Raw genomic sequence first — 24,984 nt, forward strand, 5'->3', positions numbered from 1 at the left:
GAAAACCGATAAGGAGAACGCCAGTGATTTCAAAGACTCAACGCCTGCTCTCGCTCTCGACCGCCATTCTGCTGGCAACCACGGCCGTGGCCGCTGCCGAGCCGAGCGAAGAGCTCATCGCCGCCGCCAAGAAGGAAGGCACGCTCACCACCATTGCGCTGCCGCACACCTGGTGCGGTTATGGCGATCTCATCGCCGGTTTCAAGGCGAAGTACGGGATCGAGGTCAACGAGCTGAACCCCGACGCCGGTTCCGGCGACGAGATCGAAGCCATCAAGGCCAACAAGGGCAATACCGGCCCGCAGGCACCCGACGTGATCGACGTCGGCCTGTCCTTCGGCCCCTCTGCCAAGGCCGAAGGCCTGATCCAGCCCTACAAGGTCTCGACCTGGGATACGATCCCGGATAGCGCCAAGGATCCGGAAGGGTTCTGGTACGGCGACTATTACGGTGTTCTCTCCTTCGTCGTGAACACCGATATCGTCAAGGAAGTGCCGAAGGACTGGGCCGACCTCAAAAAGTCGGACTACGCGAACGCGGTCGCTCTCGCCGGCGACCCGCGCGCCTCGAACCAGGCCGTGCAGGCCGTCTACGCCGCTGGTCTCGCCGCTGGCGAAAAGGATGCGGCCAAGGCCGGTGAAGCAGGCCTCGCCTTCTTCGCGGAAGTCAACAAGGCCGGCAATTTCGTTCCGGTCATCGGCAAGTCCGCTTCGCTCGCACAGGGCTCGACCCCGATCATCATCGCCTGGGACTATAACGGTCTCTCCTGGCGCGACAGCCTGAACGGCAACCCGCCGGTCGAAGTCGTCGTTCCGGCGTCGGGCGTCGTCGCCGGCGTCTATGTGCAGGCGATCTCGGCCTTCGCCCCGCATCCGAACGCCGCCAAGCTGTGGATGGAATATCTCTACTCGGACGAAGGCCAGCTCGGTTGGCTGAAGGGCTATTGCCACCCGATCCGCTTCAACGATCTCGCCAAGAACGGCAAGATCCCGCAGGAAATGCTGGACAAGCTGCCGCCGGCAGCTGCCTATGAAAAGGCCGTATTCCCGACGCTCGAGGAACAGGCCAAGGGCAAGGAAGCGATCACCACCAAGTGGGACAGCGTGGTCGGCGCCAACGTTCAGTAATCATTGCCATGCCTCCCCGCTCGATCGGCGGGGAGGCTGTTTCATTTGACTGAGGAACATCGAAGCCTTCATGACCACGACAACAGCAACCGCACCCCTGATCAACAAACGAGCGGTCATCGATTGGCTCGGGATAGCCCCGTTCGCGATTTTTGCGCTGATGTTCCTGATCGTTCCGACGCTCTACCTTGTCACCGGCGCCTTTCTGACGCCCGAAGGAACCTTCACGTTCAAGAATCTCGCCGATCTCTTCACGCCGACGATCATGAGCGCCTACTGGATCTCGATCCGCGTGTCGGTCGCCTCCTCGCTCGGCGGCGCGCTGATCGGCTTCTTCCTCGCCTGGGCGGTCGTGCTCGGCGGAGTTCCGAACTGGATCCGCTCCGGCCTGCTGACCTTCTCCGGCGTCGCCTCCAATTTCGCGGGCGTGCCGCTCGCTTTCGCGTTTCTTTCGACGCTCGGCCGCACCGGGCTCGTCACCGTCTTTTTGCGCGACTGGTTCGGCTTCAATCTTTACGGAACCGGTTTCAATCTCCTGAGCTTCTTCGGCCTCACCATCACCTATATGTATTTCCAGATCCCGCTGATGGTGCTGATCCTCACCCCGGCGCTGGACGGCCTCAAGAAAGAGTGGCGCGAGGCGGCCGAAATCCTCGGCGCCTCCACCTGGCAATATTGGCGCATGGTGGCGCTGCCGATCCTCTGGCCGAGCCTGCTCGGCACGACTCTCCTGCTCTTCGCCAATGCCTTCGGCGCCATCGCCACGGCTTACGCGCTGACCGGCAGTTCGCTCAACATCGTGCCGATCCTGCTCTACGCGCAGATCCGCGGCGACGTGTTGCACAACCCCAATCTCGGCTATGCGCTGGCCCTCGGCATGATCGTCATCACCGGCATTTCCAACATTCTCTATATCTGGCTGCGCATGCGCGCCGAACGGTGGCAGAAATGAAAGCACAACGCCTCGGCGCCTGGATCGCCATCGCCATCGGAGCCAGCTATTTCATCATTCCGCTGCTCGGCACGCTGGAGTTCTCGCTGCGCATGCGACGCGGCGCCTATTCCTTCGACGCCTACCAGTCGGTTTTCTCCGACATCCAGTTTCGCGAGACCTTCGGCTATTCGATGCTGATGGCCGTACTGACGATCGTCTTCGGCATGCTGCTCGTCGTGCCGACGGCGTACTGGGTGCGGCTACGCCTGCCGCAGGTGCGGCCGATCGTCGAGTTCGTCACGCTGCTGCCGCTCGTCATTCCGGCTATCGTTATCGTCTTCGGCTATCTGAGGCTCTACAATTCCTCGTCGATCCTGCCGCTCACCGGTTCGACCTCCGGCACCAACGCGCTGTTGATGTTCTCCTACATGACCCTGTCGCTTCCCTACATGTACCGCGCCGTCGACACGGCGATGCGGGCGATCGACGTCAGGACTTTGACGGAGGCCGCCGAAAGCCTCGGCGCCAAATGGCCGACGATCCTTTTCCGCTGCATCTTCCCGAATGTGATGAGCGGCGTGCTTTCCGGCGCCTTCATCACCTTCGCCATCGTCATGGGCGAATTCACCATGGCGGCGCTGCTCAACCGCCCGGCTTTCGGTCCCTATCTGCAGCTCGTCGGCGCCAATAAGGCCTATGAGCCTTCGGCGCTCGCCGTCATCGCTTTCGCAATCACGTGGCTGAGCATGGGGCTGATCCAGCTCGTCTCCCGCTTCCAGAAATCCGCTTCGCCCAAGGCTTGATCACATGGCTTTCCTGACACTGACCAATATTCAGAAATCCTTCGGCCCGGTTCAGGTCGTTCATAATTTCAACATGGGCATCGAAAAGGGCGAGTTCGTCTCCTTCCTCGGCCCGTCCGGCTGCGGCAAGACCACGATCCTGCGCATGATCGCCGGTTTCGAGACGCCGTCCGGCGGCTCGATCGTCATCAACGGCCAGGACCAGGGCGCTCTGAAGCCGAACCAGCGCAATATCGGCATGGTCTTCCAGGCCTATGCGCTGTTTCCCAACATGAACGTCCATGACAATGTCGCCTTCGGCCTGAAGGTCGCCGGCGCCACCAAAACGGACATCGATATCCGGGTGAAGCAGATGCTCGGGCTCATCAAGCTCGAGCACCTGGCGGACCGCTTCCCCTATCAACTGTCCGGCGGCCAGCAGCAGCGTGTGGCGCTCGCCCGCGCGCTTGCCGTGAAGCCGCAAGTGCTGCTGCTCGACGAGCCGCTCTCGGCGCTCGATGCGAAGATTCGCATCTCGCTGCGCGAAGAGATCCGGCAGATCCAGCAGCAGCTCGGCATCACCACGGTGTTCGTCACCCACGACCAGGAGGAGGCGCTGTCGATCTCCGACCGGATCGTGGTGATGAATGCCGGCCGCGCCGACCAGATCGGCACCCCGTTCGAGATCTACAACACGCCGGCGACCCGCTTCGTCGCTTCCTTCGTCGGAACGCTCAATATCATCGAGGGCAAGGTCGCCGATCCCGCCACCGGTGCGGTCACCATCGGCGGGCAGCGGATTGCCCTGAAAGAGCCGATTGCCGGCCTCAAGGGCGGGGACAGCATTTCGCTGGCGCTTCGGCCGGAGGCGGGTTCGATCGCCGAGGGCTCCAAAGGCGATACCGCGCTGCCCGGCGAAGTCGTCTCGACGAGCTTCCTCGGCTCGGTCATCCGCACCAAGCTGCGGGTTGGCGATGATGTCATCTCGTTCGACATGTTCAACGATCCGGGCATTACACCGCCTGTTGCCGGCGAGAATGTCAGCCTGCGCTTCGCCGCCAAGGACCTGTTGGTCATCCGCGAGTAGTGATGGCCGGAACGATTTCGTTCCGGCCTCGATCTTTCCCGGAAAAATCTGTCGTGATTTCTCGCATTTTTGTCGGAGCCTGCGTTTGACGGGCGCTGCTCTCCGTATATAGTCGCACGCGTTCTCAGGGCGGGGTGAAATTCCCCACCGGCGGTAGCGATCGGCGGACCAGCGGTCTGATGATCGAAGCCCGCGAGCGCTTCAGGCAATGCAGCTCCGCGCGTCCATGGACGCGCAAAGGTCGCTGTAGCACTTTGAGTTGCTGCATGATTCTGTCCTTAAATCGATCTCGATTTAAGGAACTGTGCAGTGTCTGAAGGTCAGCAGATCCGGTCAGATTCCGGAGCCGACGGTCACAGTCCGGATGGAAGAGAGCAAGCAGTGCGAACCCTTCGCGGGGTTGTCGTGCATGCATGTTCGCCCGACGGGATCATTGGAACAAACGCCAACCCTGAAAGGCTTGAGACCATGACCATTCTTTCCCACCCCTCCACCAAGATCGCGATCGTCCGTGCCCGCTGGCACGCCGACATCGTCGACCAGTGCGTCGACGCCTTCGTCGCCCAGTGGTCGAAGCTCGGCGGCAACGCGGCCGACGTCGAGATCTTCGACGTGCCGGGAGCGCTGGAAATTCCGCTGCATACGCAGAAGCTCGCCAAGACCGGACGCTATTCGGCAATCCTCGGCACCGCCTTCGTCGTCAACGGCGGCATCTATCGCCACGACTTCGTCGCCGGAATCGTGCTGGACGGCATGATGCGCGTCCAGCTCGACACGGACGTGCCGGTGCTCTCCGCAGTGTTGACGCCGCACAACTTCCAGGAAAGCGAGCCGCTGATCGCCTTCTTCCGCGACCATTTCGTCGTCAAGGGCGAAGAAGCTGCGAATGCCTGCGCACAAATTCTCGACGCGCGCGCCAAGTTGGCGCTGGTCAACGCCTGACGGACTGCAAATCGACGCAAAGGAGAGGGCGCAGCCGGCTGGCGCGCCCTTTTTTGCCTCGCCAATAATGCGGCTACCGACAGGTGTCAGTGGCCGAGATTCTTGATGTAGAGCGACAGCAGCTGCGTTTGCGAGGAAATTCCGAGCTTGCGATAAACGTTGCGCCGATGGACTTTGACGGTCCCGGTCGAGATGCCGAGCCTTAATCCGATCGACTCCGATGAATGCCCCTGCAGGACCAGTTCGATGATTGCCGCTTCTCGATCGGTGAGGTTGAGATGTTGCCAGACCCCGTCCGCGGGCGGATGCAAAGCCTTGCGGCGGCTGCGGCCGGTTTTCGCGAGCGCCGCGTCGAATCGGTGGTCGAGGTCGGCCCAATGATGGCGAGCGAGTGCGGCCACCAAGGGCTCGGCCCTCTTGAGCAGGGCAAACTCGGCGGCGCCGAAAGGGCCGGTCGCCTCCCGCCGCATCAGCGATAGCACGACGGTGACCTGTTCGCTGATCGGAACGAAGAAACCCACCTCCTCCGCAAGCCCGGTCTGCACATAATAGGTGCGGTAATATTCGCTGGAGAAAAAGCGATCGGGCGCCAGCTCCCGCATCCGCCACACGCCAGGTCGGGGCGCACAGGCGGCATGATAGAAGGGATCGAGCAGGTATGGACCCGCCTGGTAGAGGCTCACGAAGAGCACATGGTCCTTGGCATCGAAAGTACTGTAGAGATCAAGCGGACGCTCCTTGCCACGATAGGCGAAGACGACGACATAGTCGAAGGCTATCAGGCTCGACATCAGCCGGCGGAACGCAGTGCCGACGGCCTCGTCGCCCATCGCCGAACCATTCATCAACGGCGCCAGGGCCTGGAAAAGCTTCTCGAAGTCGACGCCCAAACCGCCCTCCCCAGTCCCCTGCGCTGCCACTTGGACGGCTTAACCAGGGTATACTCCTTTCACAAGCAAATTCCGGCGGGAATACCTCTCTCGGGGTATATACCGACGCGGCTTCCGGTGACTAGGCTGTCAGCAATGACGGTGGGAACAGGAGGCGCAAGGACCGCGTCCGATTCCTATAATAGCGCCGCAGGGAACAGACGTGACATCCGATTCAAACGACATCGAATTCCGTTCGGTCGCCAAACGCTATGGCAGCGTGACGGCGGTGTCGGATATCAGCCTCGGGGTGCCCAAGGGGGCTTTCGTCGCGCTGCTCGGCCCGTCCGGCTGCGGCAAGACCACCTGCCTGCGAATGATCGGCGGCTTCGAACAGCCAAGCGCGGGGATGGTCTATATCGGTGGCCAGCCTATGAACGGCGTGCCGGCCTATCGGCGCCCGGTCAATATGGTCTTCCAGCAATACGCGCTGTTCCCCCATCTTGATGTCGAGCAGAACGTCGCCTACGGGCTGAAGCAAATTCGCCCGCGCATTGCGGCGGCCGAAATCAGCCGCCGCGCCCGAGAGGCGCTGGAGATGGTCCGTCTTGCCGGCTTCGGCAAGCGCCGCATTCACGAGATGTCGGGCGGACAGCAACAGCGCGTGGCGCTTGCCCGCGCCATCGTCAACAAGCCGAAGGTGTTGCTCCTCGATGAGCCTCTTGCCGCGCTCGACAAGAAGCTGCGCACAGCGATGCAGATCGAACTCCAGAGCCTCCAGCGCGAGCTCGGCATCACCTTCATGCTCGTCACGCACGACCAGGAAGAAGCGCTGTCGATGAGCGATCTCGTCTGCGTTATGAATGCCGGGCGAGTGGTCCAGATCGGACCGCCGCAGGAAATCTACGATCGCCCGGCGAATCTTTTTGTCGCCGATTTCGTCGGCAAGACCAATCGCATCGAAGCGACGGTCGAGCCCGGCGCGAATGCGGTGCGGCTGGCAAATGGCGTCGGTTTGGCAAAGCCCGCGCGTGCCAATGGAACCGCGGGTGCGGCCATGGTGGCGCTCCGTCCGGAATCGATAAGCCTTGTGCGTGACGATACCGCCACGCTGCATGGCACGGTGACCCACCGCATCTTCCTCGGCTCATCGGTCGAATACTCCGTCGAGGTTGACGGGCTTGGCGATTTTCTGGTGACCGCCGACCGCCGCAGCCTGGATGAGTCCGACCTCGCAGAACCTGGAGAAAGGATCGGACTCCGCTTCGATCCGAACGCAATGCATGTCTTTCCGGCCTGAACGGGCCGACGCTCTGCCATCAAATGCATGCCAACGACAAGGGAACAGCATCATGACCAAGTGGTACAGAGAGAATGCCCCGATCACCGCGGAAAAGCTTGCGGACGAGCTGATGCGCCTGAAACGCGGTTCGGTGACCCGCCGCCATTTTCTCGGCGTCACCGGCCTCGGGCTTGCCACTGCCGTCCTGGCGCGCGCGCCCGGCCTCTTCAACGCGGCGGCTTTTGCCGAAGACCTCGGCACGCAGATGTCGCTCGCGACCTGGCCGAACTATCATGATCCCGCCACCTTCGAAGCCTTCAGGGCCGCGACTGGCGTCGCCGTAGAAGTCAACGTTTTCGGCTCGAACGAGGAAATGCTTGCGAAGCTGCAGGCAGGCGGCACCGGTTGGGACCTCTTCGTCCCGACCAATTACACGATTTCGACCTATGCAAAGCTCGGCCTCATCGATGAGCTCGACCTGTCGAAGCTCCCGAACTACGACGCCTCGACGGAAAACGCCCGCTTCACCAATGAAGGCGTCATCGACGGCAAGACCTATGCGGTGCCGAAGAACTGGGGCACGACCGGCATTGCCGTGAACAGCGACAAGATCAAAAAGCCGGTTACGAGCTGGAAGGAGTTCTTCGAGGTGGCGATGGCCGAGGCCGACGGTCGCGCCATGGTGCATGACTACCAGCTCACCACCATCGGCAACGCACTCGTCTCGCTTGGATTTTCCTTTAACTCAATCAAGCCGGAGGAACTCGCCAAGGCCGAGGAGCTGCTGATCAAGGTCAAGCCGCATCTCTACGCGATCAACAGCGACTACCAGCCGGCGATGCGGGCGACGGACGCCTGGATGACAATGTGCTGGACCAATGACGGCGCCCAGCTCAACCGCGACATGCCGGAAATCCAATTCGTGCTCGGCAAGGATGGCGGCGAAATCTGGTCGGATTTCTACGCGATCCCGAAGAGTGCGGCCAATAAGCCCGCCGGCTATGCGCTGCTCAACTATCTGATGATGCCCGAAAACGCCGTCAAGGAGCACATCGCCAACGGCGCGCCGACGACCGACAGCCGCGTCTTGAAGTTGCTGCCACCGGAGGTGACGTCGAACAAGATCGTCTATCCGGACGAGGCGGCGCTGACGCCGCTCGAATTCGGCGCCGCGGTGACGCTGACAGATCCCGGTCGCGCCGAACTGATGGCCCGCTTCAAGTCGGCGTGAGGTCGAAAGTTCGCCCCTCACCCTAGCCTTCCCCGCCAGCGGGAGAGGGGACGGGCGCCGCGGGTTCCCTCTCCCCGTTCGAAGGGGAGAAGGTGGCCGGCGGGCTGGATGAGGGCCCAGTTCAATACACGTTTCAACGGACTGACCATGCGTGCGGCAAAGAACACGAAGAGGAACCTGGTGACGGCGGCGCTGGTAGCGCCGGCGGCGGCGTGGCTTTGTGTCTTTCTCGTTCTCCCCTTCATCGCCATGCTCGTCTTCGCTTTCGGCGAGCGGGCGCCGGAAGGCGGCTATCAGGCGGCTTTCACCTTCGCCCAGTTCGCAAACCTGCCGACGCGCGCCGCAGCCTTCTGGAACACGCTGATGCTTGCGCCAGCCGGCGCTCTGCTCTGCCTTCTGGTGGCCTATCCTGTCGCCTACTACCTCGCCGTCAGGGCAAACCCGCGCTATCGCCTGATCCTCGTATCGCTGGTCGTCGTGCCGTTCTGGACGAGCCTTCTGGTGCGCACCTATGCCTGGATGTACATCCTCGGCTCGCGCGGCATTCCCAATCTGCTCGCGATGATCGGCATCGAGGACGTGCGCATGCTCAACACGCCCGGCGCCGTGCTGCTCGGTATCGTCTACGGCTACCTGCCGCTGATGATAATGCCGATCTATGTGAGCCTCGAGAAACTCGACCGGCGGCTTCTTGAGGCTTCCGCCGATCTTGGCGCCAAGCCGGTTTCCAGCTTCCTCGGCGTCACCCTGCCGCTATCGCTCCCGGGCGTCATGACCGGCATCGCGCTGGTGACGATCCTGCTCCTCGGCGAATATCTGATCCCCCAGCTTCTCGGCGGCGGCAAGGTCTTCTTCATCGGCAACGCGCTGGTCGATCTCTTCCTGCAATCACGCAACTGGCCCTTCGGCTCGGCGATCGCCGTCACGCTGGTTGCCGTCGTCGTCGTCGTGCTCATGGTGGCGATGCGCATCGCCTGGAAGGTCGCCGGAACAAGACAGGTGGATCTCGTCTGATGCGTGCCCTCGTCTCCTCCGTCTATCTCTTCCTCTATGCGCCGATCGCGCTCGTCGTTCTGTTCTCCTTCAATGCGGGGCGCAATGCGAGCGAGTTCACCGGCTTCTCCGCTGCCTGGTACGGCAAGGCTCTCAGCAACACCTTCCTGGTTTCAGCACTGCAGAACAGCCTGATGATCGCCTTCACGAGCGCTGCGCTTGCGGCGGTCTTCGGGACCATGGCGGCGCTTGGCATGGAGCGCCTCGGGCCGCGCATGCGAGCCTTCTTCGATGCCCTCTTCGCCGCTGCCATCGTCGTTCCGGGTGTCGTCATCGGAATCGCCACGCTCGTGGCGCTGGTCGCCGTCTTCTCCTTCGTTAATCCAGCGCTCGCGACGATCTGGCCGGGCGATCACCCGCCACAACTCGGTCTTGGCTACGGCTCTATCATCGCCGCCCATGGGCTGTTCTCGATGGCACTCGTCGCCATGATCGTGAAGGCGCGGATCGCCAGTCTCGGCCGTGACATCGTCGAGGCGTCCAGCGATCTCTACGCGACGCCGCTCACCACCTTCCGACTGATTGTGCTGCCGCAGATCCTTCCCTCGATTCTTGCCGGCTTCCTGCTCGCCTTCACCTTCTCCTTCGACGATTTCATCATCGCCTTCTTCGTCGCAGGCTCGAAGACCACCTTGCCTATCTATGTCTTCGCCTCGATCCGTCGCGGCGTGACGCCGGAGATCAATGCGATCGCAACCTTGGTTCTCGTCGCGTCGCTTCTCCTGATCCTGACTGCGCGCGTGCTGATGCGCGAGACGAAAAGCAAATCCGGGGAGTGAAACCATGATCCTGAAAGACCGGATCGCGATCGTGACCGGCGGCGGCTCCGGAATCGGTCAGGCGGGTGCCGCCATCATGGCGCGCGAAGGCGCCCATGTGGTGGTCGTCGACCGTAGCGCGAAGGCTTCGGAAGAGACCGTGACATCGATCGCCGCCAAGGGCGGCAGCGCCGAACCTCTAGCGATCGACGTCACCGACGACGGAGCGCTGTCGAACGGCATTGCCGACGTCCTTCGACGGCATGGCCGCATCGATATTCTGCACAACCATGCCGGCGCCCAGGTGGCCGGCGACCTGGAACAAGTCGAGGTGGCGGGTTTCGATCGCTCGTGGAACCTGAACGTTCGCGCGCACTTCATCGCGGCTCGCCTCGTCGTGCCGTCGATGAGGGCGGCGGGGCGCGGCGTGATCGTCAACACCTCGTCCTCTTCCGGCGTCCTCTACGACCGTGAGATGATCGCCTACACCACGACAAAGCACGCCGTCATCGCCATGACGCGGCAGATGGCCGGCGACTACGCGAAACATGGGGTGCGAATAAACGCACTCTGCCCCGGCTGGGTCGACACGCCGTTCAACGAACCTTTCATCAAGCAGATGGGCGGTCGGAAGGCAATCGAGGCCTATATCCGCGAGAAGGTGCCGCTCGGACGGTGGGCAAGCGTCGACGAGATCGCCGAAGCGATCCTCTTCCTTGTCTCCGACCGTTCCTCTTATATGACCGGCCAGGTCCTTGTGGTCGACGGCGGCGAGACAGTCGTCTGAGCTACTGGCATCCTGCTCCGGTAGCAGATGAGAAGAAACTGCGCGAGCTTTCACTTCGGTGGCAGCGAGAGCACGTAGCCGAGCGCCGCATCGAGCAGGCGCTTGCGCAGCGCGTCGTCGCCATAGGCCGCGGCGCCGGCACGCACCCATCCATGCATCCCCCGCTCGCCCATCACCATCTGGGCGACGCCGGGCAGCGCCAGCGCCCAGTCATCACTGCCCTTGCCGAGCCGCACCAGCATCCCGTCATCGCGTGCGCCGCAGACGAGATTGCCGTTCACGAGAAAAGCCAGGCCGCCGAACATCGGTTTCTCGGAAAGCCCCGGCCGGTCGCCGAGTTCTTGCCTTACCAATTCCTCCAGTCCCGTGTCGCGCATGGGTCGTCTTCCTCCTTCTTGTGCCGCAGGGCGGCGCGTGCCTGAATCACCTTCCCACGAGCCGGCGATAGATCGCTGATTCGATTCATCAAAACGCCCTTGCTGAATCGCCCTTTGAAGTGATTCAATCAACTCTTGAGCTTCAGCCGCCGGCGTGTCTCGCTCGGGCTCTCGCGATAGTGTGCGCGATAGCTTCGCGAAAACGACGACGACGAGTTGAAGCCAGAAATTGCCGCGATGTCGGCGAACTCCATCCGCGTCTCGATCACCTTGCGGCGCGCCGCATTGAGCCGCAGCGCCAGATAGTGTTCGTGCGGCGCCACGCCCATGGTGTCCTTGAAGAGGTCCTGCAGGTGGCGGGCGCTGACGCCGACCCGGCGCGCGAGCCGTGCAAGCGTCAACGGCGCCTCGACCGTCTCCTCCATCAGCTTGACCGCCGCACCGACCCGCGCGTCAAGGATGCGCATATTGCCGATTGCCGGCACCTGTAAGAGGTCGCCGCGCGTGCGCTCCTGCTCGTAGATGAAGAGACGCGAGACTTCGAGCGCCAGCGAATAGCCGTGCGCGCGGCGGATCAATTCCAACATCAGGTCGAGCGTGGGCAGCGAGCCGCCGGTGGTGATGCGCTTGCCATCGATGACGAAGCGCTCGCGAACCATCGTCACCTGCGGATAGGCGCTGGCGAAATCCTCGAAGTCTTCCCAGTGGGTCGTGGCGGAAAAATCGTCGAGCAGGCTCGTCTCCGCCAGAAGCCAGGACCCGGATTCGATGCCGGCCATCGCCTCCCGGTGCCGGGCCGTCTGCGACAGCAGCATCTTGAGCTGTGAGGTAGCGCTGCGCCGCCAGTTGTAGCTCGACAGCACGAAGAGCGGCGCCGTTTCGCGTTGCGGCCGGAAGGGGCCGGACACCGGAATCGGGATGCCGCTTTTCGTCTCGATCGCCTCGCCGTCCGGGCTGAACATTGTCCAGCTGTAGAGCGTTCGCCCGGCGATGCGGTTGGCGGCGCGCAGCGGCTCGATAACCGAGGCGACCAGAATGAGATTGGTCTCCGGCAGGATCAGCAAATCGATATGCTGCGCCTGCGAAACACTGCCGTCCATCGCGAAACTTCCCGCGGCTGTCTCCGAAAATGTATAGGATCGTTCCACTTTTGGAAAGCAGCCTCGCCGTTTCTGGCTCGTAATGGGTCCAACAAAAAGGGAGACAGCCATGCCGCTCAGCATGAACCGCGAGGTTTTCATCACCTGCGCCGTCACCGGCTCCGGAGACACCGTTTCGAAATCCAGCCATGTTCCGATCACGCCGAAACAGATCGCCGAAGCGGCAGTCGAAGCGGCCAAGGCGGGTGCCGCGATCGTCCATTGCCATGTCCGCGCCCCGGAGACCGGCGCGCCGGCCCGCCGCCTCGACCTCTACAGGGAAGTGACCGACCGCATTCGCTCCGCCGATATCGACGTCGTTCTCAACCTGACCGCCGGCATGGGCGGAGACCTGATCTTCGGCAATGTCGAAAGCCCTCTCCCGCTCAACGAGAAAGGCACCGACATGGCCGGCGCCACCGAGCGCGTCGCCCATGTCGCCGAATGTCTGCCGGAGATCTGCACGCTCGACTGCGGCACGATGAACTTCTCGCTCGGCGACTACGTGATGACCAACACGCCGTCTATGCTGCGCGAGATGGCGCGCCAGATGACCGCACTCGGCGTGCGTCCCGAGATCGAGGCCTTCGACACCGGCCATCTCTGGTTCGCCAAACAGCTCGTCGAGGAAGGTCTGATCGAGGATCCGGTGCTGATCCAGCTCTGCATGGGCATTCCCTGGGGCGCACCCGACGACCTCAACACCTTCATGGCGATGGTCAACAACGTGCCGGCGAACTGGACCTTCTCGGCCTTCTCGATCGGCCGCAACGCGCTCGCATATCCGGCGGCGGCGATCCTTGCCGGCGGCAATGTCCGCGTCGGACTGGAGGACAACCTCTATGTCGGCAAGGGCCAGCTCGCGACCAACGGCCAGCTCGTCGAAAAGGCGGTGTCGGTGATCCAGGGCATGGGGGCGAAGATCATCGGGCCCAAGGAGGTTCGCGAGAAGCTGAAGCTGACGAAGAGATAGGACCCCTCCCAACCCTCCCCACAAGGGGAGGGCTCGACATGCGTCGGCGCCGAACTCCGAACGAAGCGCATGTTTCCGCGGAGATGTTCGCAAGAAGGCCGGCCCCCGCCGCGGTTAGTCGCCGGAGAGAGGGCCGCAGAGGATCCGGAGCCACCCATCCCTCCCCCTTGTGGGGAGGGTGGCCCAAAGGGCCGGGAGGGGCTCCCACGGAACGATTTGGATGGAGAGGCAATGACCATCATCACCAAGGCCGCCTGCGTTGGCGGCGGCGTCATCGGCGGGGCCTGGGCGGCGCGTTTCGCGCTCGCCGGCATCAACGTCAACATTTTCGATCCGCATCCGGAAGCCGAGCGCATCATCGGCGAGGTCATGGCCAATGCAGAGCGCGCCTATGGCATGCTAACCATGGCGCCGCTGCCGCCGCGCGGCAATCTCACCTTCTGCAAGAGCATTGAGGAAGCCGTCCACGATGTTGACTGGATTCAGGAAAGCGTGCCCGAACGGCTGCCGCTGAAGCGCGGCGTCATCACCGAGATCGACGCAGCCGCCCGCCCCGACGCGTTGATCGGCTCGTCGACCTCGGGCCTGCTGCCGTCCGACCTCCAGGCCGAGATGAAGCATCCCGAGCGCATGTTCGTCGCCCACCCTTATAACCCGGTCTACCTGCTGCCACTGGTCGAGCTCGTCGGCGGCAGGAAGACATCCCCCGAGACGGTCAGGCGCGCCGAGGAAGCCGTCGCCGAGATCGGCATGAAGGGCGTCGTCATCGCCAAGGAGATCGAGGCCTTCGTCGGCGACCGCCTGCTCGAAGCGCTCTGGCGCGAAGCGCTCTGGCTGATCCAGGACGACATCTGCGATACCGAGACGCTCGATAATGTCATGCGCTATTCCTTCGGCATGCGCTGGGCGCAGATGGGTCTCTTCGAGACCTATCGCATCGCCGGCGGCGAAGCCGGCATGCGCCACTTCCTCGCCCAGTTCGGCCCCTGCCTCAAATGGCCCTGGACGAAGTTCACTGATGTCGTCGATCTCGACGACGCGCTGGTCGAGAAGATCGGCGCGCAGTCCGACGCCCAGGCCGCCGGCCGCTCGATCCGCGAACTGGAACGCATCCGCGACGAAAACCTCGTTGGCATCATGCAGGCGCTGAAAGCCGGCAATGGCGGTGAAGGCTGGGGTGCCGGCAAGCTGCTCGCCGATTTCGAGGCGCGCCTCTGGGCAAAGGGCGGCAATCAATCGAAGTCTTATGACGCCTCCGGCCCGCTGCGCCTCGTCGAAACCAAGGTCAACGCCGCCTGGGTCGACTATAACGGCCACATGACCGAGCACCGCTATCTGCAGCTCTTCGGCGATACGTCGGATGCGCTGCTGCGATTGATCGGCGTCGACTTCGCCTATGTCGAGGCCGGCCACAGCTACTACACGGTGGAGACCCATATCCGCCATCTCGGTGAGGCGAAGCTTGGCCAGGCGCTCTATACGACCCTGCAAATTCTCGCCTCCGACGAAAAGCGCATCCACTTCTTCACGCGGATCCACGATGCCGCCTCGGACGACGTGATCGCCACCGCCGAGCAGATAATGCTGCATGTCGATGCCAAGGCCGGCAAGTCGGCGCCGGCGCCGGCCGATGTGCTGGCGAAGCTGAAGCCGATCGCGGAAGGGCATGCGAGGCTTGAGGTGCCGGGGGGCGCCGGGCGGCATGTGGGGCAGAAGCGGTAAAGGTGATGAGAGCGGACGATTGCCCCTCATCCGCCTGCCGGCACCTTCTCCCCGTTCTGACGGGGAGAAGGGACATGCCGCAACGGCCTGCTTTTTGCTGGCGGAGGAGGCTGGTAGCCAAAGTCCCCTCTCCCCGCATGCGAGGAGAGGGTTAGGGTGAGGGGCAAAGCCGCACCCGGGAAGCCTGCGGATCGATGGGGAGATCGGCCGGATGACAGGCGGACTAAAATGACGAGGGAGAACAATGAATTTCGCACTGACCGAAGAACAGCAGATGATCGTCGACACGGTCCGCGGCTTCGTCGAGACCGAGATCTATCCGCATGAAAACGAGGTCGAGCGTACCGGCACCGTACCGCGCGAGCTCGGCCAGGAGATCGCCCGCAAATGCAAGGAGCTCGGCTTCTTCGCCTGCAATTTTCCCGAAGAGGTCGGCGGCGCCGGTCTTGATCACCTCACCTTCACGCTCGTCGAGCGCGAGCTCGGCCGCGGCTCGATGGGCCTTACCGTCTTCTTTGGCCGCCCCTCCGGCATCCTGATGGCCTGCAACGAGGAACAGCGCGAGCGCTATCTGCTGCCCGCCGTGCGCGGCGACAAGTTCGATGCGCTTGCGATGACCGAGCCGGATGCGGGCTCCGATGTGCGCGGCATGAAATGCTTCGCCCGGCAGGACGGCGACGACTGGATCGTGAATGGCACCAAGCACTTCATCAGCCATGCCGACATCGCCGATTTTGTCATCGTCTTCATCGCCACCGGCGAGGAGCAGACGCCGCGCGGGCCGAAGAAGAAGATCACCTGCTTCCTCGTCGACCGCGGCACGCCCGGTTTCGAAATCCGCGACGGTTACAATTCCGTTTCACATCGCGGCTACAAGAACTGCATCCTCACTTTCGACGACTGCCGCCTGCCCTCCTCCCAGATTCTCGGCGAACTCCACAAGGGCTTCGATCTCGCCAATGACTGGCTCTATGCCACCCGTCTGACGGTTGCCGCCACCTCCGTCGGCCGGGCCCGCCGCGCCTTCGACTACGCGCTCTCCTACGCCGCCGAGCGCAAGCAGTTCGGCAAGCCGATCGGCGCCAATCAGGGCGTCTCCTTTAAGCTCGCCGACATGATAACCGAGATCGATGCCGCGGACCTACTGACTTTGTCTGCCGCCTGGCGTCTCGACCAGGGCCTGCCGTCGAACCGCGAAATCGCTTCCGCCAAGGTTTTTGCGACGGAAATGCTTGCCCGCGTCACCGACGAGGCGATCCAGATCTATGGCGGCATGGGCCTGATGGATGACCTGCCGCTCGCCCGCTTCTGGCGCGACGCCCGCGTCGAGCGCATCTGGGACGGCACATCCGAAATTCAGCGGCACATTATCAGCCGCGATCTGCTGCGGCCGCTGGGGGCGTGAGGGAATGGTCGTCTTTCCGCAAGTCACCCCCCTCTGCCCTGCCGGGCATCTCCCCCACAAGGGGGGAGATCGGCAAGACGCGACCACCCCGTTTCTTTTTCAGACAACCGTCTGGGCGACCCGCCGCCCATTGATAGTCTTTAAGCACTCCTCGACGGCCACTGACTCGCGAAAACATTGCGCCGTCCAATCTCCCCCCTTGCGGGGGAGATGCCCGGCAGGGCAGAGGGGGGTATTCCGCGGATCGCGCACCCTTGAGGCGTTCAACGAGGGCGCCGCATGACCACCTCTCCCCGCTCTCTCGACCGCCTCATCCGCCCGCAATCCATCGCCGTCTTCGGCGGCAAGGAAGCGCGGCGGGTCATCGCGCAATGCGACAGGATGGGCTTCGCCGGCAAGATCTGGCCGGTCCATCCGCGCGAGGATGAAATCCTCGGCCGCCGCTGCTACCGCTCCGTCGCCGACCTGCCGGAAGCGCCGGATGCTTCCTTCGTCGGCGTCAACCGGGCGCTCACCATAGAGATCATCCGCGATCTCGCGGCGCGTGGCGCCGGTGGCGCCGTCTGCTACGCCTCCGGTTTCCGCGAGGCAGCGAGCGAACTTGCCGATGGCAACGACCTCCAGGAGGCGCTGGTCGCGGCGGCCGACGACATGCCGATCGTCGGACCCAATTGTTACGGCTTCATCAACATGTTGGACGGCGCGCTGCTCTGGCCGGATCAGCACGGCATGCTCCGCGTCGAACGCGGCGTCGCGATCCTTACCCAATCCTCGAACATCGCCTGCAACATCTCGATGCAGAAGCGCGGCCTGCCGCTCGCCTATGTGATGACCGCCGGCAACCAGGCGCAGACCGGCCTTTCGGACATCGCCTGCGCCGTTCTCGAGGATCCGCGCGTCACCGCCGTCGGGCTGCATATCGAAGGCTTCGACAGCATCGAGGCCTTGGAACGGCTCGCACACCGCGCCCGCGAACTTCGTAAGCCGGTCGTGACGCTGAAGGTCGGCAAGTCGGAGGCCGCTCGTCTGGCAACGGTCTCCCACACCGCTTCGCTTGCCGGTAACGACCGCGTCTCTTCGGCGTTGCTTGCCCGCCTCGGCATCGGCCGCGTCGATACCCTGCCGGAGCTGCTCGAAACATTGAAGCTCCTGCATCTCCACGGCACCCTCCCCAGCGCCGACATTTCGTCGATGAGCTGCTCCGGCGGCGAAGCGTCGCTGATGGCGGATGCCGGCGTCCGGCGCAGGGTGAACTTCCGACCGCTCAAGGAGGAGCAGCGCCAGCCGCTCAGGGAAAGCCTCGGCGAGATGGTGACGATCGCCAATCCGCTCGACTACCACACCTTCGTCTGGGGCAACCGCGAAAAGCAGACCGCCGCCTTCACCGCCATGCTGCAGGGCGGCTACGCGCTGAACCTGGTCGTGCTCGATTTCCCCCGCCTCGACCGCTGCGATGCCGCCGACTGGGTAACGACCTGCGATGCGGTCATCGACTCCGCCAATGCGACGGGCGCCGTCGCCGGCATCGTCGCCAGCCTCGGCGAGAACATGCCGGAAGAAACGGCTCTCTCCCTGATGGCAGCCGGCGTCGTGCCCTTCTTCGGCTTGGACGAGGCCCTCGCGGCGGCCGAAACGGCTGCCGCGATCGGCACCGTCTGGGCAAATCCGGCGCCACCGCCGCTCGTCAAGATGGCAATGGGCGGCGGAGATCCCGAGACGTTGACGGAGGCCGAAGCAAAGGCGGAGCTCGCCGCGGCCGGCGTGTCGGTCCCGAACGGCAAGACCGCCCGGACGCCTAAAGAAGCGGCGGAAGTCGCCGAAACCCTTGGCTTCCCGGTCGCGCTCAAGGGCCTCGGTGTTGCCCACAAGACCGAAGCCGGTGCCGTCAGGCTCAATCTCGCAAAAAGGGAAGAGGTCGTCGCCGCCGCGGAAGGGATGGCCTCGGTCGCCTCCGGCTATCTGGTGGAGAAAATGATCGCCAAGCCGGTCGCCGAAGTGATCATCGGCGCTATGCGCGATCCCGTGGCCGGTCCGGTGCTGACCATTGGCGCCGGCGGCATTCTCGTGGAAATGCTCGATGATTCCGCGATCGTGACGCTACCCGCCACCGAAGAGATGATCGAAGCAGCGATCGACGGCCTGAAGGTCAGGAAACTGCTCGACGGCTACCGCGGCGGTCCGAAAGGCGATGTCGCAGCGCTGACAAGGACTGTCGCAGCCGCGGCATCCTATGTCGTTGCAAACGCTTCCAAACTCGAAGAACTCGATATCAATCCTATTATGGTATTGCCGGACGGCCATGGTGTTGTCGCCGCCGATGCCTTGATCCGCCGGAGGAAATGACGCCTATGACCGGACCGATCCTCACCCGCCGCGAAGGTGGCATTCTCGAAGTCACGATCGACCGGCCGAAGGCGAATGCCATCGACCTGAAGACCAGCCGGCTGATGGGTGAGATCTTCCGCGATTTCCGCGACGATCCGACGCTCCGGGTCGCTCTCGTCACCGGCGCCGGCGAAAAATTCTTCTGTCCCGGCTGGGACCTGAAGGCGGCGGCGGACGGCGATCCGGTCGACGGCGACTATGGTGTCGGCGGGTTCGGCGGCATGCAGGAGCTTCGCGACCTCAACAAGCCGATCATTGCCGCCGTCAACGGCATCTGCTGCGGCGGCGGGTTGGAGATCGCCCTTTCGACCGACCTCATCCTCGCCGCCGAACACGCGACCTTCGCGCTGCCGGAGATCCGCTCGGGCACCGTTGCCGACGCCGCCTCGATCAAGCTGCCGAAGCGTATCCCCTACCACATTGCCATGGACATGCTCCTGACCGGGCGCTGGCTCGAGGCCGCGGAGGCCCATCGCTGGGGCTTCGTCAACGAGATCCTGCCCGCAGGCCGGCTGATGGAGCGTGCCTGGGAACTGGCGCGCCTTCTCGAGAGCGGCCCGCCGCTCGTCTATGCGGCAATCAAGGAGGTCGTGCGCGAAGCCGAGGGCCGCGACTTCCAGACCACGATGAACAAGATCACCCGTCGCCAGCTCAAGACGGTCGACGTGCTCTATTCCAGCGAGGACCAACTGGAGGGCGCGCGCGCCTTCTCCGAAAAGCGCGATCCCATCTGGAAGGGGCGATAGCTTACCGGCGGAAGGAAATGATGATTTAGGACGTTACAAGCTTCGGCCGAGAGGATAGCCTTATGGTTGAAGCCCATAGCGCCCCCAGGTGAGGGAGGACGGAGGAAGGACATCAAGCGGAACAGTGCCTTGGGCCATCTCACGATGGCGATACGCAGTCTCTACCAACCACAATGAACGGCGAATGCCGGCAACGAAAGGGAACAGGGGAATGAGCGATTACAAGGATTATCTGACACGACAGATCATGCTGGGCAAAATGAACCGCCGCGAATTTCTCGGGCGCGCTGCCGCCCTCGGCATTGCCGCATCGACGGCCAACACGCTGTTTGCGGCGAGTGCCGCGGCGCAAGAGCCGAAGCGCGGCGGCCATCTGAAACTCGGTCTCGAAGGCGCGGCCGCAACCGATTCGAAAGACCCGGCAAAGGCACTCTCGCAATTTCTGTTCGTCGTCGTTCGGACCTGGGGCGATCTGCTGGTGGAGAGCCATCCGACGACCGGCGCGGCCGTACCGGCGCTTGCCGAGTCCTGGGAGCCTTCCGCCGACGCGGCCACTTGGACCTTCACGATCCGCAAGGGCGTCAAATTCCATGATGGCAAGGAACTGACGGTAGAGGACGTCGTCAAGACGCTGCAGCGACACACCGACGATAAGTCGGAGTCGGGCGCCCTTGGCGTGATGAAATCCATCAAGGAAATCAAGGCCGACGGCGGCAAGCTCGTGCTGACGCTGACGGAAGGCAACGCCGACCTGCCGCTGCTGCTTTCGGATTATCACCTCGTCATCCAACCGAACGGCGGCATGGACAACCCCGACGCCATGATCGGCACCGGCCCCTATAAAGTCGCCAGCTTCGAACCGGGCGTGCGCGCCACTTTCGAAAGGAACCAGGACGACTGGCGTACGGACAGAGGTTATGTGGATTCGATCGAACTGATCGCCATGAACGATGCGACTGCACGCATCGCGGCGCTCTCCTCGGGTCAGGTGCATTTCATCAACCGCGTCGATCCGAAGACAGTCAACCTCTTGAAGCGCGCGCCGACCGTCGAAATCCTCAACACGTCCGGCCGCGGCCATTACGTCTTCATCATGCATTGCAACACCGCGCCGTTCGACAACAACGACCTTCGGATGGCGCTGAAGCTGGCCATGGACCGCGAGACCATGGTCCAGCGCATCCTCGGCGGTTACGGCAAGATCGGCAACGACTTCCCGATCAACGACACCTATGCGCTCTTCCCGGAGGGTATCGAGCAGCGCGTCTATGATCCGGACAAGGCAGCCTTCCATTACAAGAAGTCCGGCCACAGCGGGCCGGTATTGCTGCGCACCTCCGACGTCGCCTTCCCAGGCGCGGTGGATGCCGCGGTCCTCTACCAGGAGAGTGCCAAGAAGGCCGGCATCGAGATCGAGGTCAAGCGCGAGCCGGGCGACGGCTACTGGACCAATGTCTGGAACGCCCAACCGTTCTGCACGTCGTATTGGGGCGGCCGTCCGACCCAGGATCAGATGTATTCGACGGCTTATCTGTCGAACGCCGACTGGAACGACACCCGCTTCCAGCGTGAGGACTTCGACAAGCTCCTGCTCGAAGCGCGTTCCGAACTGGACGAGGCCAAGCGCAAGGACATGTATCGTACCCTAGCGATGATGGTGCGGGACGAAGGTGGCGTTATCCTGCCGATGTTCAACGATTTCGTGAACGCATCGACTAAACAGGTGAAGGGCTACGTCCACGACATCGGCAACGACATGTCGAACGGCTATGTCGCAACCCGGGTCTGGCTGGACGCCTGACCATGGAGAGCGGACCGATCACTGGTCCGGTCCTGACCGATGGGGTCGCGGGTGAAACAGTCCCGCGCTCCGCCGATCTTTCCGGAGTGCCAGCAAAGCCCAACCCCGCCGCCGCCACGGGCGAGATCGGTGGATCGTTCTGGCGGCGTTTCGTGTTTCGCCGCCCTCTCGCGGCGCTGATCCTTCAGCGCCTCGGCCTCAGCGTCGGCCTGCTTTTTGCCGTGTCGCTGATGATTTTCGGCGGCATCGAGGCGCTGCCCGGCGATTTCGCCACCACCTATCTCGGCCAGTCGGCGACGCCGCAGGCGGTCGAGAACATCCGCAAGGATCTCGGCCTCGACCGGCCCTGGAGCGAGCGCTATCTGAACTGGCTCGGCGGCGCGGTGAAGGGCGATTTCGGCACCTCCTGGGCGAGCAAGAATTCGGTCAGCGAGCAGATCGGCAATAGGCTCGGCAATTCGCTCTTCCTCGCCTTTTTCGCGGCTCTCATCTCCGTGCCGCTCGCCGTCGGTCTCGGCATGCTCGCGGTGCAGTTCCGCAATCGACTGCCGGACAAGATCATCAATGTGATATCGCTGGCGGCGATATCGCTGCCGGAATTCTTCATCGGCTATCTGCTGATCATGTTCTTCGCGGTCCAACTGGGGGTCGCCACATTCCCGGCGACGGTCTATGACAGCATGACCTTCAGCGAACGGCTCTCGGCGATCGCCCTGCCCGTCGCAACCCTCGTGCTCGTCGTTCTCGCCCACATGATGCGCATGACGCGGGCGGCGATCCTCAACGTCATGTCCTCGGCCTATGTCGAGACCGCCGAGCTCAAGGGTCTCGGCACTTTCCGCATCATCGCCCGCCATGCGGCACCCAACGCCGTGGCACCGGTCATCAACGTCATCGCGCTGAACCTCGCCTATCTGGTCGTCGGCGTCGTCGTCGTCGAGGTCGTCTTCGTCTATCCCGGCATGGGGCAGTACATGGTGGACGCGGTGACGGTGCGCGACATGCCCGTCGTGCAGGCCTGCGGGCTGATCTTCGCGGCCTTCTACATCTTCCTCAACATGGCGGCCGACATCCTCGCCATTCTCGCCAACCCGAGACTGAGGCACCCGCGATGAACTTCAGATCTATCCCCATCAGCGCCTGGATCGGCATCGCCGGCATTGCGCTGGCAATTGTCTGCGCGCTCTTTGCCCCCATTCTTGCCCCCTTCGGCGAACGCGACGTTGTCGGCGAGATCTGGATGCCGGCCGGCGGCGATTTCCTGCTCGGCACCGACAATCTCGGACGCGACCTGCTGTCGCGTCTGATCTATGGCGCCCGCACCACCATCTTTGTGGCGCTGGCGGCGACCCTGATCTCCTTCGCACTCGGCATGATCCTGAGCTTCACGGCGGCCGTCACCGGCGGCTTCGTCGACCAGCTGTTCTCGCGCTTCAACGACCTGATGATGGCAGTCCCGACGCTGATCTTCGCCCTCGTCGTGCTCGCGGTCCTGCCGCAGCATCTCTGGATCCTGATCCTGGTAATGGCGGTGCTCGATTCCACCCGCGTCTTCCGCATCGGCCGCGCCGTCGCTCTCGACGTCGCGGTGATGGAATTCGTCGAGGCGGCCAGGCTTCGCGGGGAGGGCTCGCTGTGGATCATCTTCCGGGAAATCCTGCCGAACACGCTGTCGCCGCTCTTGGCCGAATTCGGCCTGCGCTTCGCCTTCTCGATCCTGTTCCTCTCCACCCTCTCCTTCCTGGGTCTCGGCATTCAGCCGCCGGCTGCCGACTGGGGCGGCATGGTCAAGGACAACAAGGACGGGATCATCTTCGGCATCTCGGCCGCTCTCGTGCCGGGCGCCGCGATCGCAACGCTCGCCATCTGCGTCAACCTCGTCGTCGACTGGCTGATGAAGCGCACCTCGAGCCTGAAAGGAGGGCGCGGCGATGCCTGATCTGCTTTCCGTCAAGAACCTGAAGATCGAGGCGACAAGCTATCCGCCGGGCGAGCCGCCGAAGGTGGTGACGCTCGTCGAGGGCGTCTCCTTCAATCTCGAAAAGGGCAAGGTGCTGGGCCTCATCGGAGAGTCCGGCGCCGGCAAATCGACGATCGGCCTTTCGGCGCTTGCCTATGGCCGCGGCGGCGTGCGGATCACCGGCGGCGAGGTGCTGCTCAATGGCCGCGATATCCTGAAGCTCGACCGCAGCGGCATCAATTCGGTTCGCGGATGCCATGTCTGCTATGTCGCTCAATCCGCCGCGGCTGCCTTCAACCCGGCGCACAAGCTCGGCGACCAGGTGATCGAGGCGTCGCTCCGCCACGGCATCATGTCGAAAGAGGACGCGAAGAAACGCGCACTCTATCTCTTCCGGGTGCTGGGACTTCCCAATCCCGAGAGTTTCGGCGAGCGCTACCCGCATCAGGTGTCGGGCGGACAATTGCAGCGCGCCATGACCGCCATGGCCCTCTGCCCCAATCCGGAACTGATCGTCTTCGACGAGCCGACGACGGCGCTCGACGTGACGACCCAGATCGACGTTCTCGCGGCGATCAAGCACGCCATCGAAGAGACCCATACGGCGGCGCTCTATATCACCCACGATCTCGCCGTGGTCGCCCAAATCTCCGACGACATCATGGTGCTCCGCCACGGCAAGACCGTCGAATACGGCACGACCAAGCAGGTGATCGAGGCGCCGAAGGAGGACTATACGAGAGCGCTCGTCAGCGTCCGGCAGGCAAAACGCGACGAAGCTCCGGACCAGACCGGCACGCTGCTCAAGATCGAGCATGTCCATGCCGCTTACGGCAACGGCTTTAAGGTGCTGCACGACGTCTCGATGCACCTGTCGAAGGGCCAGACGCTGGCGATCGTCGGCGAATCCGGCTCAGGCAAATCCACCCTCGCCCGCGTCATCACCGGGCTGTTGCCGCCGACGGAGGGCCGCATCACCTTCGACGGCAAGGAACTGCCGAAGGCACTGAAGGGCCGCACGAACGAGGAACTGCGCCGTATCCAGATGATCTACCAGATGGCGGACACGGCCATGAATCCGCGCCAGACGGTGCGCGACATCGTCGGCCGGCCGCTCTCCTTCTATTTCGGCATGCACGGTGCGAAGAAGACCGAGCGCGTCGGGGAACTGCTCGATCAGATCGAGATGGGCTCACGCTTCCTCGATCGCTACCCGGCCGAACTCTCCGGTGGCCAGAAGCAACGCGTCGCGATTGCCCGGGCGCTCGCCGCCAGGCCGGAGCTCATCCTCTGCGACGAGCCGACCTCGGCGCTCGACCCGCTGGTCGCCGAAGGCATCCTGAATCTGCTTATGAAGCTTCAGGAGGAAACCGCTGTTTCCTATCTGTTTATCACCCACGACATCGCCATCGTCCGGGCGATCGCCGACAGCGTGGCCGTGATGCATCGCGGCCGGCTGGTGCGCTTCGGGCCGAAGTCGAAGGTGCTCTCGGCGCCCTTCGACGACTACACCGACCTCCTCCTGAAGTCGGTGCCGGAAATGGAAATCGGCTGGCTCGAACGGGTGCTTAAGACCAGACGCATGGAGAGTGCGGGGAATTGACCCGGAGAGCGGGGCGCCTCC

At 63.3% G+C, this 24,984-nt stretch carries 22 protein-coding genes and 1 riboswitch; of the genes, 19 read left to right on the forward strand and 3 right to left on the reverse strand.

Annotated features, from left to right (window positions below):
* The first annotated feature begins 23 nt into the window (after nucleotides 1-23).
* The 5 genes from SS05631_RS10765 to SS05631_RS10785 all read left to right on the forward strand — a co-directional run bounded on the left by SS05631_RS10765 (nucleotide 24) and on the right by SS05631_RS10785 (nucleotide 4,872).
* On the forward strand, nucleotides 24-1,127 hold the full coding sequence (locus SS05631_RS10765; protein WP_037415326.1) for an ABC transporter substrate-binding protein: 1,104 nt from the start codon (nucleotides 24-26) through the stop codon (nucleotides 1,125-1,127).
* 70 nt (nucleotides 1,128-1,197) lie between these two features.
* Nucleotides 1,198-2,079, forward strand: coding sequence for an ABC transporter permease subunit (locus tag SS05631_RS10770; protein ID WP_037415323.1), 882 nt, complete (start codon nucleotides 1,198-1,200; stop codon nucleotides 2,077-2,079).
* The gene (locus SS05631_RS10775) at nucleotides 2,076-2,864 is read left to right on the forward strand and encodes an ABC transporter permease (RefSeq protein ID WP_037415320.1); all 789 of its coding nucleotides are present in this window, start codon (nucleotides 2,076-2,078) and stop codon (nucleotides 2,862-2,864) included. Before SS05631_RS10770 ends, SS05631_RS10775 begins: the two co-directional genes overlap by 4 nt.
* Nucleotides 2,865-2,868: 4 nt before the next feature.
* Nucleotides 2,869-3,930 carry an ABC transporter ATP-binding protein gene (locus tag SS05631_RS10780; RefSeq protein ID WP_037415318.1) on the forward strand — a complete coding sequence of 354 codons (1,062 nt, stop codon included), beginning with the start codon at nucleotides 2,869-2,871 and terminating at the stop codon, nucleotides 3,928-3,930.
* Nucleotides 3,931-4,046: 116 nt separating this feature from the next.
* A riboswitch (FMN riboswitch) is annotated at nucleotides 4,047-4,310 on the forward strand.
* 88 nt (nucleotides 4,311-4,398) lie between these two features.
* Nucleotides 4,399-4,872, forward strand: a complete 474-nt coding sequence (locus SS05631_RS10785; protein ID WP_037415315.1) for a 6,7-dimethyl-8-ribityllumazine synthase — start codon at nucleotides 4,399-4,401, stop codon at nucleotides 4,870-4,872.
* An 86-nt stretch (nucleotides 4,873-4,958) separates the two neighbouring features.
* On the opposite strand, the gene SS05631_RS10790 is transcribed toward SS05631_RS10785, so the two are convergent.
* The gene (locus SS05631_RS10790; RefSeq protein ID WP_037415312.1) at nucleotides 4,959-5,762 is read right to left on the reverse strand and encodes a LuxR C-terminal-related transcriptional regulator; all 804 of its coding nucleotides are present in this window, start codon (nucleotides 5,760-5,762) and stop codon (nucleotides 4,959-4,961) included.
* 202 nt (nucleotides 5,763-5,964) lie between these two features.
* Between SS05631_RS10790 and SS05631_RS10795 the strand changes: the two genes are divergently transcribed.
* The 5 genes from SS05631_RS10795 to SS05631_RS10815 all read left to right on the forward strand — a co-directional run bounded on the left by SS05631_RS10795 (nucleotide 5,965) and on the right by SS05631_RS10815 (nucleotide 10,852).
* Complete coding sequence (locus SS05631_RS10795; RefSeq protein WP_050988185.1) at nucleotides 5,965-7,041, forward strand: ABC transporter ATP-binding protein; 1,077 nt, start codon at nucleotides 5,965-5,967, stop codon at nucleotides 7,039-7,041.
* Between the two features lie 52 nt (nucleotides 7,042-7,093).
* The gene (locus SS05631_RS10800; protein WP_037415305.1) at nucleotides 7,094-8,254 is read left to right on the forward strand and encodes a spermidine/putrescine ABC transporter substrate-binding protein; all 1,161 of its coding nucleotides are present in this window, start codon (nucleotides 7,094-7,096) and stop codon (nucleotides 8,252-8,254) included.
* A gap of 147 nt (nucleotides 8,255-8,401) precedes the next feature.
* Nucleotides 8,402-9,268, forward strand: a complete 867-nt coding sequence (locus SS05631_RS10805; RefSeq protein WP_095678045.1) for an ABC transporter permease — start codon at nucleotides 8,402-8,404, stop codon at nucleotides 9,266-9,268.
* Nucleotides 9,268-10,086, forward strand: a complete 819-nt coding sequence (locus SS05631_RS10810; RefSeq protein ID WP_037415291.1) for an ABC transporter permease — start codon at nucleotides 9,268-9,270, stop codon at nucleotides 10,084-10,086. Before SS05631_RS10805 ends, SS05631_RS10810 begins: the two co-directional genes overlap by 1 nt.
* 4 nt (nucleotides 10,087-10,090) lie before the next feature.
* Complete coding sequence (locus SS05631_RS10815; RefSeq protein ID WP_037415286.1) at nucleotides 10,091-10,852, forward strand: SDR family oxidoreductase; 762 nt, start codon at nucleotides 10,091-10,093, stop codon at nucleotides 10,850-10,852.
* A 50-nt stretch (nucleotides 10,853-10,902) separates the two neighbouring features.
* On the opposite strand, the gene SS05631_RS10820 is transcribed toward SS05631_RS10815, so the two are convergent.
* Nucleotides 10,903-11,229, reverse strand: coding sequence for a TfoX/Sxy family protein (locus SS05631_RS10820; RefSeq protein ID WP_037415283.1), 327 nt, complete (start codon nucleotides 11,227-11,229; stop codon nucleotides 10,903-10,905).
* A 128-nt stretch (nucleotides 11,230-11,357) separates the two neighbouring features.
* Nucleotides 11,358-12,329: a GlxA family transcriptional regulator gene (locus tag SS05631_RS10825; RefSeq protein ID WP_037415280.1), complete on the reverse strand. Its 972-nt coding sequence runs from the start codon at nucleotides 12,327-12,329 to the stop codon at nucleotides 11,358-11,360.
* A gap of 109 nt (nucleotides 12,330-12,438) precedes the next feature.
* Here SS05631_RS10825 and SS05631_RS10830 point away from each other — a divergent pair, with 109 nt between their 5' ends.
* From SS05631_RS10830 to SS05631_RS10875, 9 genes are all read left to right on the forward strand, one after another.
* Complete coding sequence (locus SS05631_RS10830; protein ID WP_037415277.1) at nucleotides 12,439-13,341, forward strand: 3-keto-5-aminohexanoate cleavage protein; 903 nt, start codon at nucleotides 12,439-12,441, stop codon at nucleotides 13,339-13,341.
* A gap of 231 nt (nucleotides 13,342-13,572) precedes the next feature.
* Entirely contained in the window at nucleotides 13,573-15,063 is a 1,491-nt protein-coding gene (locus SS05631_RS10835; RefSeq protein WP_037415274.1) for a carnitine 3-dehydrogenase, read from the forward strand.
* A gap of 244 nt (nucleotides 15,064-15,307) precedes the next feature.
* On the forward strand, nucleotides 15,308-16,468 hold the full coding sequence (locus SS05631_RS10840; RefSeq protein WP_037415271.1) for an acyl-CoA dehydrogenase family protein: 1,161 nt from the start codon (nucleotides 15,308-15,310) through the stop codon (nucleotides 16,466-16,468).
* A 279-nt stretch (nucleotides 16,469-16,747) separates the two neighbouring features.
* A complete protein-coding gene (locus tag SS05631_RS10850) occupies nucleotides 16,748-18,811 on the forward strand; it encodes an acetate--CoA ligase family protein (RefSeq protein ID WP_037415268.1) in 2,064 nt (687 codons plus the stop codon).
* Nucleotides 18,812-18,816: 5 nt separating this feature from the next.
* Nucleotides 18,817-19,599 carry a carnitinyl-CoA dehydratase gene (locus SS05631_RS10855; protein ID WP_037415264.1) on the forward strand — a complete coding sequence of 261 codons (783 nt, stop codon included), beginning with the start codon at nucleotides 18,817-18,819 and terminating at the stop codon, nucleotides 19,597-19,599.
* A 211-nt stretch (nucleotides 19,600-19,810) separates the two neighbouring features.
* Nucleotides 19,811-21,400 carry an ABC transporter substrate-binding protein gene (locus SS05631_RS10860; protein ID WP_037415261.1) on the forward strand — a complete coding sequence of 530 codons (1,590 nt, stop codon included), beginning with the start codon at nucleotides 19,811-19,813 and terminating at the stop codon, nucleotides 21,398-21,400.
* 2 nt (nucleotides 21,401-21,402) lie between these two features.
* Entirely contained in the window at nucleotides 21,403-22,515 is a 1,113-nt protein-coding gene (locus SS05631_RS10865) for an ABC transporter permease (RefSeq protein ID WP_037415259.1), read from the forward strand.
* On the forward strand, nucleotides 22,512-23,339 hold the full coding sequence (locus SS05631_RS10870; protein ID WP_037415257.1) for an ABC transporter permease: 828 nt from the start codon (nucleotides 22,512-22,514) through the stop codon (nucleotides 23,337-23,339). Before SS05631_RS10865 ends, SS05631_RS10870 begins: the two co-directional genes overlap by 4 nt.
* Nucleotides 23,332-24,963, forward strand: coding sequence for an ABC transporter ATP-binding protein (locus SS05631_RS10875; protein WP_037415255.1), 1,632 nt, complete (start codon nucleotides 23,332-23,334; stop codon nucleotides 24,961-24,963). Before SS05631_RS10870 ends, SS05631_RS10875 begins: the two co-directional genes overlap by 8 nt.
* Nucleotides 24,964-24,984: the final 21 nt, after the last annotated feature.

The sequence above is a fragment of the Sinorhizobium sp. CCBAU 05631 genome (assembly GCF_002288505.1).
GTDB lineage: Bacteria > Pseudomonadota > Alphaproteobacteria > Rhizobiales > Rhizobiaceae > Sinorhizobium > Sinorhizobium fredii_C.